The organism is Streptomyces sp. R-07 (genome assembly GCF_049913175.1).
Taxonomy (GTDB): Bacteria; Actinomycetota; Actinomycetes; order Streptomycetales; family Streptomycetaceae; genus Streptomyces.
Map to the genome: position 1 here is coordinate 2,934,994 of NZ_CP183978.1, position 15,021 is coordinate 2,950,014.

Consider the following 15,021-nt stretch of genomic DNA (forward strand, 5'->3'; position numbering starts at 1 on the left):
ACCACCATGCCGCGCACGGCAAAAGTCTAGAAGTCCACTGTAGTCAGGAACGACGACAGTCCGCACCTCCCGGTTGCACAAGCAACGGACATCACATGGTTACGAATTGGGCACGGCGACGGCCGCCTGAGGGCGGATCGGGAGGCGGTTGACCGGGCGGCCCGTCGCCGCTCGTACCGCTGAGGCCACTGCGGCGGGTGAGGTGACGACGGGGATCGCGCTCGCCGCCTTCGCACCGAAGGGGGCCACCACATCGCGTTCCTCGACGAGTTTCACGATGCGAATGTCCGGGGCATCCAGGGATGTCGGGAGTGCGTACCCCGTGAAGTCGGGGTGCCGGACCAGACCGCGGGCCGTGCGGAGGTTCTCCGTGAGGGCCGCGCCGACGCCCTGGGTGACGCCCGCCTCGATGCGGGCGGCCAGCTGGGCGGGGTTCAGGATGCGGCCGACGTCCTGAGCGACGGCCATCTCCACCACGCGTACCGCGCCGAGTTCGATGTCCACGTCCACGACCGCGCGGATCGCGCAGAACGCGAGGCCGACGAACGCGTCGCCCTGGCCGGATTCGTCGAGGGGCTCGGTGGGGTGGGGGCGGCACTGGGCGGTGGCCCAGAGTTCCTTGCCGTCCATCGCCTCCGTGACCGTCGTCGACAGGACGCCGTCGTACGAGGTGATCTTGCCGTCGGTGATCTGGAGCAGCTCGGTCGACATGCCGAACTTGTGGGCCAGCGGCTGGAGTAGCTGGGTGCGGACCATCTTCGCCGCACGTTCGACCGCTCCGCCCGACACCCAGGTGTGGCGGCCGTGGGCCGCCGGGCCGGCCGGGGGCTGGTCGGTGTCGACGGGGGCCACGTGGACCTCGTCGATGCCGAGGGTCTCCTGGACGATCTGCCGCGCCAGGGTGGAGAAGCCGGAGCCCGTGTCCACCGCCGAGCAGATGACCGTGGCCACCCCGTCCATGACCCGGACGGTCGCCGTCGAGACCTCGTCGGTGCCCTCCGCGCCCAGCATGTGCACCATGCCGAGCGCGTAGCCCACGCCCCGCCGCACCGCGCCGGGTTCGCCCGCACCCTCGGGGCCGCCGGGCAGCAGCCAGTCGCCTTCCGGGGTGTCCTTGGGGAGCTGGGGCAGGGGGAAGTCCCGTACCGCGGCGAGGAGTTCGGCCACCGGGGCCGGGCACGTCACCGTCTGGCCCGTCGGCAGGATGTCGCCGGTCGCCATGACGTTCCGCATGCGCAGCTCGGCCGGGTCCACGCCCAGCTTCGCCGCCAGCTTGTCCATCTGCGCCTCGTACGCCGCGCACACCTGCATCGCGCCCTCGCCCCGCACATGGCCGGAGGGGGGGTTGTTCGTACGGACCGCCCAGCCTTCCACGAAGGCGTGCGGGACGACGTAGGGGCCGCAGGCGAAGGCCACGGCCGCCGCCAGGGATTCGGACGAGGAGTCGGCGTACGCGCCCGCGTCGAGCAGGATCTGCGCCTCCACCTTCACCAGGCGTCCCTCCGCGTCCGCGTGGTGGCGGTAGCGCAGCAGGGTGGGGTGGCGGTGGGCGTGGCCGAGGAAGGACTCCTCGCGCGTGGCGGTGAGCTTGACCGGGCAGCCGGTGCGCAGCGCGAGCAGGCCCAGCGGGATCTGGAAGCCGGGGTCCTCGCGGTCGCCGGTGGCGCCGGGGACTCCGGTGACGACCAGCTTGACCTGCTCGGGCGCCAGTCCGAAGCAGGCGGCGGCCAGGTCGCGGTCGGTGTGCGGGTCGGTGGAGGCGGTGTAGAGCTCCACCCCGCCGTCGGGGCGCGGCACCGCGAGGCCCGCCTCGGCGCCGATCGGCGCCGGGTCCTGGCGGCCGATCCGGTACAGGCCCTCGACGACGACCTCGCCCGTCGCCTCCGGGTCGCCGAAGCGGAGCGGGATGTGCCGGATCAGGTTCCCGTCGGGGTGCAGCGCCTCGGCCGCGAACGCCTTCTCGGGGTCCGTCACCGGGTCGAGCAGCTCGTACTCGACACCGATCGCCGCCGCGGCGAGGCGCGCGGTGTCCGGGTGGTCGGCGGCGACGGCCGCGAGGGCCTCGCCGTGGTGGCGGACCAGGTCGGAGGCGAAGACGGGCCGGTCGGCGACCCTGCGGCCGTACGTGGCCGCGCCCGGCACGTCGGCGGCCGTCACCACGGCCCGTACGCCGGGCATGGCGACCGCCGCCGAGGTGTCGATCGACACGATGCGGGCGTGCGGGTGCGGCGAGCGCAGGATCGCGGCCCAGAGCAGCCCCTCGGCCCACAGGTCGGAGGCGTACGGGAAGGTGCCCTCGGTCTTCGCCCGCGCCTCGGCCTGCGGGAGCGAGGTGCCGAGGCCGTGTGCGGCCGGCTCCTGGCCGAGGCCCCCGGGGGTGTCGAGAGCCGTGGGAGCGGCGGTGGTCGCGTCGCTGCTCACGCCATGCCTCCGTCGTGCGGGTGGGGAATCTGGTGCGGGACACGGGCCTCGTCGGCGGCCTCGGGTGCGGTGGCCGCGGCACCGGCCTCGCGCTCGGCGACGACGTCCCGGACGGCGTCGAGGACGCCCCGGTAGCCGGAGCAGCGGCAGAGGTTGCCGGCGAGGGCCTGGCGGGTCTCCAGCTCCGTGGGGGCGTGGTTGCCCTCCAGGAGGTCGTGCACGGTCATGCACATGCCGGGGATGCAGAAGCCGCACTGGACGGTGCCGCACTTGGCCATCGCCCGCTGCACGTCGGAGGGCTCTCCGTCGACGGCGAGGCCCTCGACCGTCCGCACCTCGCTCCCGGCGGCGGTCGCCGCGGGCACCAGGCAGGAGGCGACGAGCCGGCCGTCGACCTGCACGTTGCACGCGCCGCACTCGCCCTGCGAGCAGCCGTCCTTGGCCCCGGCGAGGCCGAGGCGCTCGCGCAGGACGTAGAGCAGCGACTCCCCGATCCAGGAGCCCGTGACGGGCCGGTCCGTGCCGTTGACCCGCAGGGTGTACGAGGTGTGGGGGTGCTCGTCGCTGTCCGTGCTGTCCGTGTGGGCCGCGGGGACGTCCACGGGGACGGCCGACACGGGCGCCGCCGGAGCCTCCTCGGCCGGTTCCGATTCCGGTTCCGGTTCCCGTACGGCCTCGGGAGCGGGCTCCGGTTCCGGTACGACCTCCGATACGGCCTCCGGAACCTCCTCCGGCTCCCCCAGCGTCTCCGCGGTCTCGGCAGTCTCCGCAGACGGCTCCGCCGCGAGCGCCCAGGGCGCGGGCGCACCGCCCGGCAGCGTCGCCGGGGCCTCGGCGTACGAGGCGGCGTGCGTCGGGGCCTCCCCCGGCGCCCCCGGCACCTCCGGCGCCCCCGAGGCCTCCGGCGTCTCCGGCTCCCCCAGCTCGGTCACGTCCGGCACGACGGGGATCTGCCACTGGCCCGTGGACCCCGGGTCGGCGGCCGGCGCCACGACCTCCTCGAAACGCCACTCGGCCGTCGCCTGCGGGTCCTCGACGTGCTCCACGGCGTTCTCGACGTACGCCGGCGGCTGGAAGTGCTCCACGCCCTGGAACGACGTACCGGGGAACGACGCGTCCTGGAACGAGGTCTCCGGGAACGAGGCCTCCGGGAACGGGGTCTCCGGGAACGACGCGTCCGGGAACGAAGCCTCCCGCTCCCCGTACTCGCCCCCCTCGAAGTACTGCGTCTGCTGCGCCTCCGTCGGGACGTGCACCGTCCAGCTGCCCGTCGCCGCCGGGTCCGTCCCCGCGGCCGGGGTGAGCGGCTGGAGCGGGGTGATCATCGGCGGTACGTAGCCGTGGCCCGGCGCCTCCAGGGGGACGCCGTCCAGCATGAAGTCGGGCGGCAGCTGGACGAAGGCGGTCGCGTCGCCGTCGTACCCCTCGCTCTGCGGGATCGGCTCCCAGCCGCCCGTCCGGCCCTTGTGCTCGTCGCTCATGCCAGTGCCCTCCCCAGTGCCCGTCGGGCGAGTGCGGCGACCGTGCGCCGCAGGTGCAGTACGGCCGGGGGCAACTGTTCGTCGCCCGGCGGGTCCGGGATGCAGGCGGCGGCGACGTACTCGCCGAAGGCCGCGAGCGCCTCCGGGGCGAGCCCCCGGTCGTTGTCCCAGTCCACCAGCGAGGCGATCCAGCGCTCCGCCTCCAGCGGGCGCAGCGGCATCGGGGCGACGGCGCCGACCGCGCAGCGCACGCCGCGCCGGGCCGGGTCGAGGACGACGGCGACGGAGGCGGTGGCGCGGGCCGGGCCGGTGCGGCCGGTGGCCTTGAGGAAGACCTGGGGGGCGTGGAGCAGCGGGACGCGGACGAAGCCGACGAGCTCGCCGGGGGCGAGCAGGTCGCGGCCCGCGAGGAGGTGGGAGACGGGGATCTCGCGGCTGCCGAGCGGGCCGAGGACGACGAGGTCGGCCTCCAGGGCGGCGAGGACGGGCAGCGAGTCGCCGGTGGGCGCGGCGGTGACGATGTTGCCGCCGAGGGTGCCCGCGTTGCGGATCTGCGGCGGTCCGGCCGCGCGGGAGGCGGCGGCGAGGGCCGGGATGAGGGCGGCGAAGTCGGGGCGGCCCATCCGGGCGTGGGTGAGGCCCGCGCCGAGGAGGGCGTGGCCGTCCTGGTACTGCCAGCCGCGGATCTCGTTGATGCGGCTCAGGCCGACGAGTCCGGCGGGGCGGAGCTGGCCCTTGTTGACGGCGGCCATGAGGTCGGTGCCACCGGCGACGGGCACGGCGGCCGGCATGGCCGTGAGCGCCGCCACGGCCTCGTCGAGCGAGGCGGGCAGCGTCACGGACTGCGCCGTCTGTGGTGCGTGCGTGGTCAACCCGCTGCCCCTTCCCGGTGTCCCGGTGGTCCCCGACTGTGCCCGGCCGTCGCGCCTGCGTGTGGGCGTACCGTACGTGCTCACAGGCCGGACGTGGCAACTCTGGCACATCTTCCGAGGAGTCCGGCGCGAGGGTCCGCGAAGGACGGTTCCGTCCGGGACGCCCCGGGTGTGACGGTAACTTCCGTTTCGCCGCTCTTGGGTGACGGGGGACGCCGGGTCCCTCACACGTTCGGGGGCGTGCCCTCCAGGGGCCTGCCGGCGACCCCCGGGCGCCGCTGCCAGGGGTGGGGTCCGGCGGGCGGGCGGTAGTCGACGCCGAGGGCGTCCAGGCACCGGTAGTGGGTGCTCATGCGGCGCGCGAACCCGGGAAAGTCGCGAGCCTCCGGCGCGGGCAGCGCGGACCAGGCGACCTCGGCGAAGGCGGCGAGACGCGGGAAGACCTGGTAGTCGACGCGGGAGCGGTTCTCCATGACCTCGGTCCAGACGTTGGCCTGGGTGCCCAGGATGTGGGCGGCGGCCTCCGGTGCGAGCCCGGGCGGGACGGGCTCGAAGCGGTAGACGTCCTCCAGGGTGCGGACGTACCCGATGGGCATCGGCTCGTCCTCGCCCGGCGCCTGACGGTGGTCCAGGTACACGTGCTGTTCGGGGCACATGACGACGTCGTGGCCGGCCTCGGCGGCGGCGATCCCGCCCGCGTACCCCCGCCAGGAGGACACGGCCGCCCCTTCGGCGAGGCCGCCCTCCAGGATCTCGTCCCAGCCGATGAGGCGGCGGCCGCGGGCGGTGAGCCAGCGGTCGAAGTGGCGGATGAACCAGGACTGGAGCTCGTCCTCGTCGGCGAGTCCGAGTTCCTTGATCCGGGCCTGGGCGGCCGGGGAGGCCTTCCACTGGTCCTTGGGGCACTCGTCGCCGCCGATGTGGACGAAGGTGGAGGGGAAGAGGCCGAGGACCTCTTCGAGGACGCCCTCGTAGAAGCGGAGGACGGCCTCGGTCGGGGCGAGGACGTTGGGGTTGACGCCCCAGGTGTCCCAGACGGTGAGGGCGGCGGTGTCGACGACGTCGGTGTTGCCGAGTTCGGGGTGGGCGGCGATGGCGGCCTGGGCGTGGCCGGGGAGGTCGATCTCGGGGACGACGGTGATGTGCCGCTCGGCGGCGTACGCGACGATCTCGCGGATGTCGTCCTGGGTGTAGAAACCGCCGTGGGGGGTCTCCGTCCAGAGCGGCGAGGCGCGGTGTCCCCACTTGGTACGGGCCCGCCAGGCGCCGACCTCGGTGAGCTTCGGATACCGCTCGATCTCGATGCGCCAGCCCTGGTCGTCGGTGAGGTGGAAGTGGAAGACGTTCAGCTTGTGGGCGGCGAGCAGGTCGAGGTACCGCAGGACGTCGTCCTTGGGCATGAAGTGCCGGGAGACGTCGAGCAGGAGACCTCGCCAGCCGAAGCGGGGTCGATCCTCGACGGTGACGAGAGGGAGGTCCCGGTCCCCGTCCCTCACGGGCGCCTTGCGGTACGCCTCCGGGCCGAGGAGCTGACGGAGGGTCTGGGCACCCCAGAACGCTCCGGCGGGCCCACCGCCCTCGATGACGACGGACGTGTCACCGACGGCCAGTCGATAGCCCTCGGGGCCGTACTCCCGCGCCACCTCCTCGCTGATCCGCAGCCGGATCGCGTGCGGTCCGGAGCCGTCGGCGAGCGGCAGTCCGGTGGCGGCGCCGAGCGCCGTCCGCAGCCAGCGCGCGGTGGACTCGGTGCCGGGTCCGGCGTCGAGGGTGGTCAGCGCGTCCAGCGAGCGGTGACCGGAGCCCTGGTGCTCGACCGACAGCGGGGCCGGGATCAGGTCCATGGAGTGGGTCATCGCGTCAGTCCTTCACCGCCCCGCCGAGTCCGGAGACCAGACGGCGCTGTACGAGTACGAAGAAGACGAGCACCGGGATCGTCATCACGGTCGACCCGGCCATGATTCCTCCCCAGTCGTTCTCGTCGGGCTTGAAGAAGACGAGCAGCGCCATCGGGAGGGTCGACTGCGAGGTGTCGCTGATGAGGAACGACTTCGCGAAGAGGAAGTCGTTCCAGGTCGAGATGAACGAGAAGACGCTCGTCGCCACGAGGCCGGGGAGGACCAGCGGGAAGAGGATCTGCCACAGGAAGCGGGTGCGGCTCGCGCCGTCGATCTGAGCCTGTTCCTCCAGTGCCTCCGGGACCGCCTTCACGAAGCCGCGCAGCATCCAGATCGCGAACGGCAGGGAGAAGGCGAGGTGCGGCAGGACCAGCGAGCCGAGGGTGTTGAGCAGGCCGGCGTCCCGCATGAGGAAGAAGAGCGGGATGGCCAGCGCCTCGACCGGCACCATCTGGGCCACCAGGAACATGACGAGCAGCGTCGTCCGGAACCGGAAGCGGAACCGGGTGACGGCCGTCGCCGCGAGGAAGGCGATGAGCGCCGAGGCGAGCACGACCGTGCCCGCGACGATCAGCGAGTTGACGAAGTACCGGCCGAACTCCTGCTGCTCGAAGACGCGCCGGAAGGAGTCGAGGGACGGGGACAGCGTCCACGGCCGCGGGTGCGTGGACTGGATCTCGCCCGCCGGTTTGAAGGCGGAGAGGACCATCCAGTACAGCGGGAAGGCGACGGCGGCCGCGACGAGCAGGGTGACGGCCTCGGCGGCGAGCCGCCCGGGGCGGCGGACACGGAACGCGGTCACAGTTCTTCTCCCTGGCGTCGCAGCAGGCGCAGATAGACCAGCGTCACGGCCAGCAGGATGAGCAGCATGACGACGCCGATCGCCGAGCCCAGGCTGTACTGGGACGAGGCGAAGGCCTTCTGGTAGGCGTACACGTTGAGGACGAGGTTCTGGCCGGCGATGCCGCCGCCGTTCGTCATCACGTAGATCTGGGTGAAGAGTTTGAAGTCCCAGATGATCGACTGGATCGTGACGACGACCAGGATCGGCCGGAGCACCGGCGCCATGACCGAGCGCCAGATCCGCCACTGCGAGGCGCCGTCGAGGGCGGCGGCCTCCAGGACCTCGGACGGGATGGCCCTGATCCCGGCGTACACCGTCACCATCACGAACGGGAACGAGCACCACACGACTTCGAGGAGGACCAGGGCGAAGGCGCTGTAGCGCCCGTACGTCCAGGAGTAGTCGCCGAGTCCGAGCAGCCTGTCGACGGGGCCGAAGTCGGGGTCGAAGAGGAAGACCCAGACGGTGGAGCCGGTGACGGCGGGGGTCGCCCAGGCGCCGAGCGCGGCCAGCATCAGGACGAGCCGGGGCAGGGCACGCACGCGCGTGAGGAGGACGGCGAGCGAGCAGCCGACGGCGAGGGTGGTGACGACGCAGGCGGCGGCGAAGAGGACGGTGGCGAGGAGGACCTGCCGGAACTGGGGGTCGGTGAAGAGGGCCGTGTAGTTGCCGAAGCCCTGGAAGGAGGTCGGTTCGCCGCCGCTGACCTGGGCCTGGGTGTACTCCAGGAAGGAGATCAGGCCGAGCTGGTAGACGGGGTAGACGAGGAGTCCGGCGAGGACGGCGAGGGCGGGCAGCAGGTAGAGCCAGGGCGTCCAGGGGCTGGTGCGCCGGGGGGTACGGGTGGTCCGCGTGGCGGTCTTCACCGGCTCGGCGGGCCGGGTGAGCTGGGTCGTCATGCGGCTCAGCCCGCGGCCGCGAACGCCGCGTCCATCTTCTTCGCGGCGTCGCCGGACGCCGTCCTGACGTCCTTTCGGCCGCTGACGACCTCCTGGAACATCGTGGGCAGCACGAGGGAGGCGTCGATCTGGCCCCAGCCGGGCGACACCGGGACGAACCTGGTGCCCGCGCCGAGGGTGTCGATGAAGGGCTTCACGAAGGGCTGCCGCCGGGCCGCGGCGGCGCGGACGTCGGTGTACGTGGGCAGGAAGCCCATCGCGTCGAACAGCTTGCCCTGCGTCTCCTTGCCGGTCAGCGACTTGAGGAGGTCGACGGCGAGGGTGCGGTGGGAGGTGCTCCTGAGGACGCCGATGTTGTTGCCGCCGGCGAAGGCGGGGGCGATGGAGCCGGGGGTGGTGCCGGGCAGCGGGACGACGGCGTACTTGCCCTTGACGGTACCGGCCTCGACGGCGGCGTGGCTGAAGTCGCCGCCGATGGCCATGCCGGCCTTGCCGGAGGCGAAGGCGGTGACGGTGGCGTTGCCGCCCATCTGTGCGCACTTGGCGGCGGGGCAGTTGTCGTCACCGAAGAGCGAGGTGTACGTGCCGATGCCCTTGCGGGCGGCCTCGCTGTCGACGGCGGCCTTGTACGTGTCGCCGTTCGCGGTGGCGAGTTCGCCGCCGGCGGCCCAGACGAAGGGCATGGCGCCGTAGGTGTAGGCGCCGCCGACGGCGATCCCGTACAGCTCGGGCTTCGCCTTGCGGATCTTCCTGGCCGTCGAGACGAGTTCGGCCTGGCTCTTGGGGGCGGTGAGGCCGAGCTCCCGGAAGACGTCGGTGCGGTAGTAGAGGGCGCGGACGCCGACGAAGAGCGGGGCGCCGTAGACCTTGCCGCCGACGGTGACGGACTGCTTCGCGGTGGGGTCGGTGTCCTTCGCCTCGGCCCAGGCGCCGAACTCGGCGCTGATGTCGGCGAGTCCGCCGTCCTCGACGTATCCGGCGGTGTCGGTGTTGCCGTACTCGATGAGGTCGGGCGCGGACGCGGGGTCGTTGAAGGCGGCCTTGACGCGCTGGGCGCGGGTCTCGACGGGGATGTACTCGACCTCGACCTCCGCGCCCCGGTGGCTCTTCTCGAAGGCGGCGACGGCCTGCTGGACGACCTGTTCCTTGGGCTTGTTGCTCACCTCCTGGAAGAGCCAGACGCGCAGGGTCCCGCTCTTCTCGTCCGCCGCGGCCGCGCCTCCGGAGGTCTGGGGGGCGCAGGCGGTGGCGGCGAGTCCGGCGAGCAGGAGCAGGGCGGCCGGGGTGGCGATGGGGGTCCCCCCTGCTCGAGCGAAGCCGAGAGCTCGGGGGAAGGCGGGCAACTTCATGACGGATCCCCTCCGGAAGTGCGCGTTGCAGCATGCGCAATGGGCGTTTCGTGCTGCACAACACGCGTGAGGTTAGGCGCGGCTCCGGCGGGCCGACAAGAGGTCTCGACCACCTCAACCACTCCGTGACCGGCGAAAGCACCCTGCGCAACGGCCACCGGAGGCCCCGGAACGCGGAACGGCCCCCGAAGCCCCCGGAACGCCGAACGACAACCGGAAGCCCTCCGGAACGCGGAACGGCCCCCGCCCCGCGTACCGAAGTACGCGTGACGGGGGCCGTCCCCGACGTCAGGACCCGCTTACTTGTCCTTGCCGCCCTTGTCCTTGTCGCCGCCGCCGGCGCCCATGGAGTCGTAGATCTCCTTGCACATCGGACAGACCGGGTACTTCTTGGGGTCGCGCCCCGGCACCCAGACCTTTCCGCACAGCGCCACGACGGGCGTGCCGTCGAGCGCGCTCGCCATGATCTTGTCCTTCTGGACGTAGTGGGCGTAGCGCTCGTGGTCGCCGTCACCGTGGGACACCTGCGGCGTCGGCTCGACGAGGGTTCCCGTACCTGCCCCGCGCTCGGGCTCGAGAGTGCTCATAACCGCCAAGGGTACTGAAAGCCGTGGCCCTCGGTTGAAGGACGGGTCGCCGGGGTACGCGACCTCGGTCGAGGGGCGGGTCGCCGGGGTGCGCCGCCTCAGTTGAGGGACGGGTCGTCGGGGTACGTCGCGATCATCGCGAGCTCGCCGCGCTGCCGTCGCAGCACCTGCCGCCAGAGCGTCTCGGGGCGCGGGGAGGACACGTCGCCGGGCTCCGACTCGACCACGTACCAGGCCCCGTCGCCGAGCTCCGACTCCAGCTGGCCGGGGCCCCAGCCCGCGTACCCCGCGAAGATCCGCAGCGAGCCGAGCGCCGGTCCGAGCAGCTCGGGCGGGGTCTCCAGGTCGACCAGGCCGATCGCGCCGTACACCCGCCGCCAGCCGAGGGGCCCCTCGTCGCCGGGGATCACGGCGACGCCGAGGGCCGCGTCGAGGGAGACGGGTCCGCCCTGGAAGACGACGCCGGGTTCGCCGGCGAGGCCGGCCCAGGGCGCGAGGATGTCGCCGACGGTCACCGGCGTGGGCCGGTTGAGGACGACGCCGAGCGACCCCTCGCCGTCGTGGTCGAGCAGCAGGACGACCGCGCGGTCGAAATTCGGGTCCGCCAGCGCGGGGGTGGCCACGAGCAGCCGTCCTGTGAGCGAGGACACCTCGGTCATGCGACACATGATCCCGCATCTTCGGCGTTCGCGGGGGTTGTCGGGCGGGATCCGGGGAAGCCGGGGACCACCGCAGTTCAGGAGGGACGGGACCGCGGCGCCGGACCGCCCCGCGGGGACAACCGGACGGTGACGCTCCGCAAGATCACGGGAACAGAGGGTGTTGTGCCGAATTCATTACATCTGACAGGCCCCCGGAGGCACCCGATCGGGGTGTCATGGACCCTTACCCTTTTCTCTGGCCACCCGTCGGACCCCACTTTCGGAACGCGAGATTCATGACCGGCACAGACGATGTCCTGCTTGTCCACGGCGGAACCCCGCTGGAGGGCGAGATCCGCGTCCGCGGCGCGAAGAACCTCGTGCCCAAGGCGATGGTCGCCGCCCTGCTCGGCAGCGGCCCCAGCCGCCTGCGCAACGTTCCCGACATCCGTGACGTCCGCGTGGTCCGCGGGCTTCTCCAGCTGCACGGAGTGACGGTCCGCCCGGGCGACGAGCCCGGCGAGCTCGTCCTCGACCCGACGCACGTCGAGTCCGCGAACGTCGCTGACATCGATGCCCACGCCGGTTCGTCGCGCATCCCGATCCTCTTCTGCGGCCCGCTGCTGCACCGCCTCGGCCACGCCTTCATCCCGGGCCTGGGCGGCTGCGACATCGGCGGCCGGCCCATCGACTTCCACTTCGACGTGCTCCGCCAGTTCGGCGCGACCATCGAGAAGCGGGCGGACGGGCAGTACCTGGAGGCCCCGCAGCGTCTTCGCGGTTGCAAGATCCGCCTCCCGTACCCCTCGGTCGGCTCGACCGAGCAGGTGCTGCTCACGGCCGTCCTCGCGGAGGGCGTCACCGAGCTGTCGAACGCGGCCGTGGAGCCCGAGATCGAGGACCTGATCTGCGTCCTGCAGAAAATGGGCGCGATCATCTCCATGGACACCGACCGGACCATCCGGATCACCGGTGTCGACCGCCTCGACGGCTACACCCACCGGGCGCTCTCGGACCGCCTGGAGGCGGCCTCCTGGGCGTCGGCGGCCCTGGCCACCGAGGGCAACATCTACGTGCGCGGCGCCCAGCAGCGCTCGATGATGACCTTCCTCAACACGTACCGGAAGGTCGGCGGCGCCTTCGAGATCGACGACGAGGGCATCCGCTTCTGGCACCCGGGCGGCTCGCTGAACGCGATCCACCTGGAGACGGACGTGCACCCCGGCTTCCAGACGGACTGGCAGCAGCCGCTGGTCGTGGCCCTGACGCAGGCCTCCGGCCTCTCCATCGTCCACGAGACGGTGTACGAGTCCCGGCTCGGCTTCACCTCCGCGCTGAACCAGATGGGCGCCCACATCCAGCTGTACCGCGAGTGCCTGGGCGGCTCCGACTGCCGCTTCGGCCAGCGGAACTTCCTGCACTCGGCGGTCGTGTCGGGACCCACGAAGCTCCAGGGCGCCGACCTGGTCATCCCCGACCTGCGCGGCGGCTTCTCGTACCTGATCGCGGCGCTCGCGGCCCAGGGCACCTCCCGGGTCCACGGCATCGACCTGATCAACCGCGGCTACGAGAACTTCATGGAGAAGCTCGTCGAGCTCGGCGCGAAGGTCGAGCTGCCGGGCAGCGCGCTCGTGTAGGGCCTGCGTCCGGCCTCTGACGGACGAACGAAAGGGCGGCCACCCCCTGACAGGGTGGCCGCCCTTTCTGTGCCTCCAGGCTGCCTTACGCGGCCTCGGCGGCCTTACTTGCCCTTGGCGGCTTCCTTGAGCTTCGAGCCCGCGGAGACCTTCACGCTGTAGCCGGCCGGGATGTCGATCGGGTCGCCGGTCTGCGGGTTACGAGCGGTGCGAGCGGCACGGTGGGTGCGCTCGAAGGTCAGGAAGCCGGGGATGGTGACCTTCTCGTCACCCTTGGCGACGACCTCACCGACGGTCTCGGCGAGAGCGGCCAGCACGGCGTCGGCGTCCTTGCGGGTCACCTCGGCGCGGTCGGCCAGGGCGGCCACCAGCTCACTGCGGTTCATGTTGTTACTCCCGTGTTCTTCTTGCCTGTGAGGCGTGCCACGCGGCGGAAGCCGCGCGATTGGGTACAGCGAAGCCGATGCTGCCAGGGCCCTCGGACAGTCCCCGGACCCGGGTCAAATGACAGACCCTCGCGCCCAAACACGCATCCTGCCCCCACCAGCGGCGGGAACGCCAATCCGGCACCCCCTCGGGTCACACGAAAAGCGCCAGAGCCCCGTGGTGGTGACGTTCTGTCGACCCCGCGAAAACCACGCGGAGCCGAAAAGCCACCCTAAAGGCGGGTTTACGGCTCCGCGAATCGCGACGCGCCGTCAGCGCCGGTCGGGCGGGCCCCGTCGACGTGGGCCGGGCGGGCCCCGTCAGCGCCCGCTCGGCGCTCCGCCGGCGTCCGCTGGGCGCTCCACCGGCGCTCGCCCGGCGCTCCGTCAGCGCCCGTTGGACGCCGCGCCGGCGCCCGCGGTCTTCGCCGCGGTCCTGACCGCTCCGGCGACCGCGCCCGCGACCTTGTCGTTGAAGACCGACGGGATGATGTAGTTCGGGTTCAGCTCGTCCTCGGTGACGACGTCGGCGAGGGCGGTGGCCGCCGCCAGCATCATCTCCGTGTTGACGGTTCGGGACTGGGCGTCGAGCAGACCGCGGAAGACGCCCGGGAAGACCAGCACGTTGTTGATCTGGTTCGGGAAGTCCGAGCGGCCGGTGGCGACGACAGCGGCCGTCTGGCGGGCGGCGGCCGGGTCGACCTCCGGGTCGGGGTTCGCGAGCGCGAAGACGATGGCACCCTCGGCCATGGCGGCGACGTCCTCCGCGCCGAGCAGGTTCGGGGCCGAGACGCCGATGAACACGTCCGCGCCGACGACGGCCTGCTTCAGGGTGCCGGTGACGCCCTCGGGGTTGGTGTTGTCGGCGATCCAGCGCAGCGGAGTGCCGGGCGCGGCATCCACGAGGTCCTCGCGGCCCGCGTGCACGACGCCGTGGATGTCGGCGACGACGGCGTGCTTGACGCCCGCCGCGATCAGCAGCTTCAGGATGGCCGTACCGGCCGCGCCGGCACCGGACATGACGACCCGTACGTCGCCGATGCCCTTGCCCACCACGCGCAGGGCGTTGGTGAGGGCGGCGAGGACGACGATGGCGGTGCCGTGCTGGTCGTCGTGGAAGACGGGGATGTCGAGGGCCTCGCGCAGCCGGGCCTCGATCTCGAAGCAGCGGGGCGCGGAGATGTCCTCCAGGTTGATGCCCGCGAAGCCGGGGGCGATCGCCTTGACGATCGCGACGATCTCGTCGGTGTCCTGGGTGTCGAGGCAGATCGGCCAGGCGTCGATGCCGGCGAAGCGCTTGAAGAGGGCGGCCTTGCCCTCCATGACGGGCAGCGAGGCCATCGGGCCGATGTTGCCGAGGCCGAGGACGGCGGAGCCGTCGGTGACGACCGCGACGGAGTTGCGCTTGATGGTGAGGCGGCGCGCGTCCTCGGGGTTCTCGGCGATCGCCATGCACACGCGGGCGACGCCCGGGGTGTAGATCATGGAGAGGTCGTCACGGTTGCGGATGGGGTGCTTCGACGCCATCTCGATCTTGCCGCCGAGGTGCATCAGGAACGTACGGTCCGAGACCTTGCCGAGGACGACGCCCTCGATGGTGCGCAGCTGCTCGACGATCTCGTCGGCGTGCGCGGTGGAGGTCGCGGCGATGGTGACGTCGATGCGGAGCTTCTCGTGGCCGGAGGCGGTCACGTCGAGGCCGGTGACGGATCCGCCGTGGGACTCCACCGCCGTGGTGAGCTGGGAGACCGCGGTTCCGCTCGCGGGAACCTCCAGCCGGACCGTCATCGAGTACGAGACGCTGGGCGCCGTTGCCATGGCCGAGTTCCTCTGCTTTCCCTGAGCTTCGTTGCTACGCCGCCCCGGCTGGTTGCCTGGCGGCGCCCTCCGATGGTCGCACCTACCTGCCGGTAGCAGGTAATGCGGTCATTTTGTTTTCGGAAAGTAGTTTCCACCATACGAGAAGT

At 72.0% G+C, this 15,021-nt stretch carries 12 protein-coding genes; 1 reads left to right on the forward strand and 11 read right to left on the reverse strand.

All coding sequences use genetic code 11. The features are described 5' to 3' along the window. Positions 1–99 precede the first annotated feature (99 nt). The 9 genes from ACN9M0_RS13270 to ACN9M0_RS13310 form a co-directional block, all read right to left on the reverse strand. Positions 100–2,421 carry a xanthine dehydrogenase family protein molybdopterin-binding subunit gene (locus ACN9M0_RS13270; RefSeq protein WP_366036631.1) on the reverse strand — a complete coding sequence of 774 codons (2,322 nt, stop codon included), beginning with the start codon at positions 2,419–2,421 and terminating at the stop codon, positions 100–102. Then, on the reverse strand, positions 2,418–3,902 hold the full coding sequence (locus tag ACN9M0_RS13275; RefSeq protein WP_426403644.1) for a 2Fe-2S iron-sulfur cluster-binding protein: 1,485 nt from the start codon (positions 3,900–3,902) through the stop codon (positions 2,418–2,420). The genes ACN9M0_RS13270 and ACN9M0_RS13275 overlap by 4 nt, the downstream gene beginning before the upstream one ends. Continuing rightward, positions 3,899–4,774 (reverse strand): FAD binding domain-containing protein, encoded by an 876-nt coding sequence (locus ACN9M0_RS13280; RefSeq protein WP_366036629.1) that lies wholly within the window; start codon positions 4,772–4,774, stop codon positions 3,899–3,901. Before ACN9M0_RS13280 ends, ACN9M0_RS13275 begins: the two co-directional genes overlap by 4 nt. A 224-nt stretch (positions 4,775–4,998) precedes the next feature. Beyond that, positions 4,999–6,630, reverse strand: a complete 1,632-nt coding sequence (locus tag ACN9M0_RS13285; RefSeq protein WP_426403645.1) for a beta-N-acetylhexosaminidase — start codon at positions 6,628–6,630, stop codon at positions 4,999–5,001. Between the two features lie 4 nt (positions 6,631–6,634). After that, complete coding sequence (locus tag ACN9M0_RS13290) at positions 6,635–7,474, reverse strand: carbohydrate ABC transporter permease (RefSeq protein ID WP_399699240.1); 840 nt, start codon at positions 7,472–7,474, stop codon at positions 6,635–6,637. Beyond that, the gene (locus ACN9M0_RS13295) at positions 7,471–8,415 is read right to left on the reverse strand and encodes a carbohydrate ABC transporter permease (protein ID WP_399699242.1); all 945 of its coding nucleotides are present in this window, start codon (positions 8,413–8,415) and stop codon (positions 7,471–7,473) included. The genes ACN9M0_RS13290 and ACN9M0_RS13295 overlap by 4 nt, the downstream gene beginning before the upstream one ends. Before the next feature lie 5 nt (positions 8,416–8,420). Beyond that, positions 8,421–9,764: an extracellular solute-binding protein gene (locus ACN9M0_RS13300; protein ID WP_426403646.1), complete on the reverse strand. Its 1,344-nt coding sequence runs from the start codon at positions 9,762–9,764 to the stop codon at positions 8,421–8,423. 299 nt (positions 9,765–10,063) lie between these two features. Beyond that, on the reverse strand, positions 10,064–10,351 hold the full coding sequence (locus tag ACN9M0_RS13305; protein ID WP_015033918.1) for a DUF3039 domain-containing protein: 288 nt from the start codon (positions 10,349–10,351) through the stop codon (positions 10,064–10,066). 98 nt (positions 10,352–10,449) lie between these two features. Next, entirely contained in the window at positions 10,450–11,010 is a 561-nt protein-coding gene (locus ACN9M0_RS13310) for a YqgE/AlgH family protein (RefSeq protein ID WP_366036624.1), read from the reverse strand. A gap of 278 nt (positions 11,011–11,288) precedes the next feature. On the opposite strand from ACN9M0_RS13310, the gene murA reads away from it, so the two are divergent. Next, a complete protein-coding gene (gene murA / locus ACN9M0_RS13315) occupies positions 11,289–12,629 on the forward strand; it encodes a UDP-N-acetylglucosamine 1-carboxyvinyltransferase (protein ID WP_366036623.1) in 1,341 nt (446 codons plus the stop codon). A gap of 104 nt (positions 12,630–12,733) precedes the next feature. On the opposite strand, the gene ACN9M0_RS13320 is transcribed toward murA, so the two are convergent. Together ACN9M0_RS13320 and ACN9M0_RS13325 are read right to left on the reverse strand one after the other, a co-directional pair. Further along, positions 12,734–13,015, reverse strand: coding sequence for an HU family DNA-binding protein (locus tag ACN9M0_RS13320; RefSeq protein ID WP_015033921.1), 282 nt, complete (start codon positions 13,013–13,015; stop codon positions 12,734–12,736). A gap of 426 nt (positions 13,016–13,441) precedes the next feature. Then, positions 13,442–14,872, reverse strand: coding sequence for an NAD-dependent malic enzyme (locus ACN9M0_RS13325; protein WP_366036622.1), 1,431 nt, complete (start codon positions 14,870–14,872; stop codon positions 13,442–13,444). Positions 14,873–15,021 lie beyond the last annotated feature (149 nt).

Bases quoted from the DNA above. Each gene is read 5' to 3' on its own strand.
- ACN9M0_RS13300 (WP_426403646.1), bottom strand. From the start codon at position 9,764: ATGAAGTTGCCCGCCTTCCCCCGAGCTCTCGGCTTCGCTCGAGCAGGG.
- ACN9M0_RS13285 (WP_426403645.1), bottom strand. From the start codon at position 6,630: ATGACCCACTCCATGGACCTGATCCCGGCCCCGCTGTCGGTCGAGCAC.
- ACN9M0_RS13320 (WP_015033921.1), bottom strand. From the start codon at position 13,015: ATGAACCGCAGTGAGCTGGTGGCCGCCCTGGCCGACCGCGCCGAGGTG.
- ACN9M0_RS13325 (WP_366036622.1), bottom strand. From the start codon at position 14,872: ATGGCAACGGCGCCCAGCGTCTCGTACTCGATGACGGTCCGGCTGGAG.
- ACN9M0_RS13275 (WP_426403644.1), bottom strand. From the start codon at position 3,902: ATGAGCGACGAGCACAAGGGCCGGACGGGCGGCTGGGAGCCGATCCCG.
- murA (WP_366036623.1), top strand. From the start codon at position 11,289: ATGACCGGCACAGACGATGTCCTGCTTGTCCACGGCGGAACCCCGCTG.
- ACN9M0_RS13310 (WP_366036624.1), bottom strand. From the start codon at position 11,010: ATGACCGAGGTGTCCTCGCTCACAGGACGGCTGCTCGTGGCCACCCCC.
- ACN9M0_RS13305 (WP_015033918.1), bottom strand. From the start codon at position 10,351: ATGAGCACTCTCGAGCCCGAGCGCGGGGCAGGTACGGGAACCCTCGTC.
- ACN9M0_RS13295 (WP_399699242.1), bottom strand. From the start codon at position 8,415: ATGACGACCCAGCTCACCCGGCCCGCCGAGCCGGTGAAGACCGCCACG.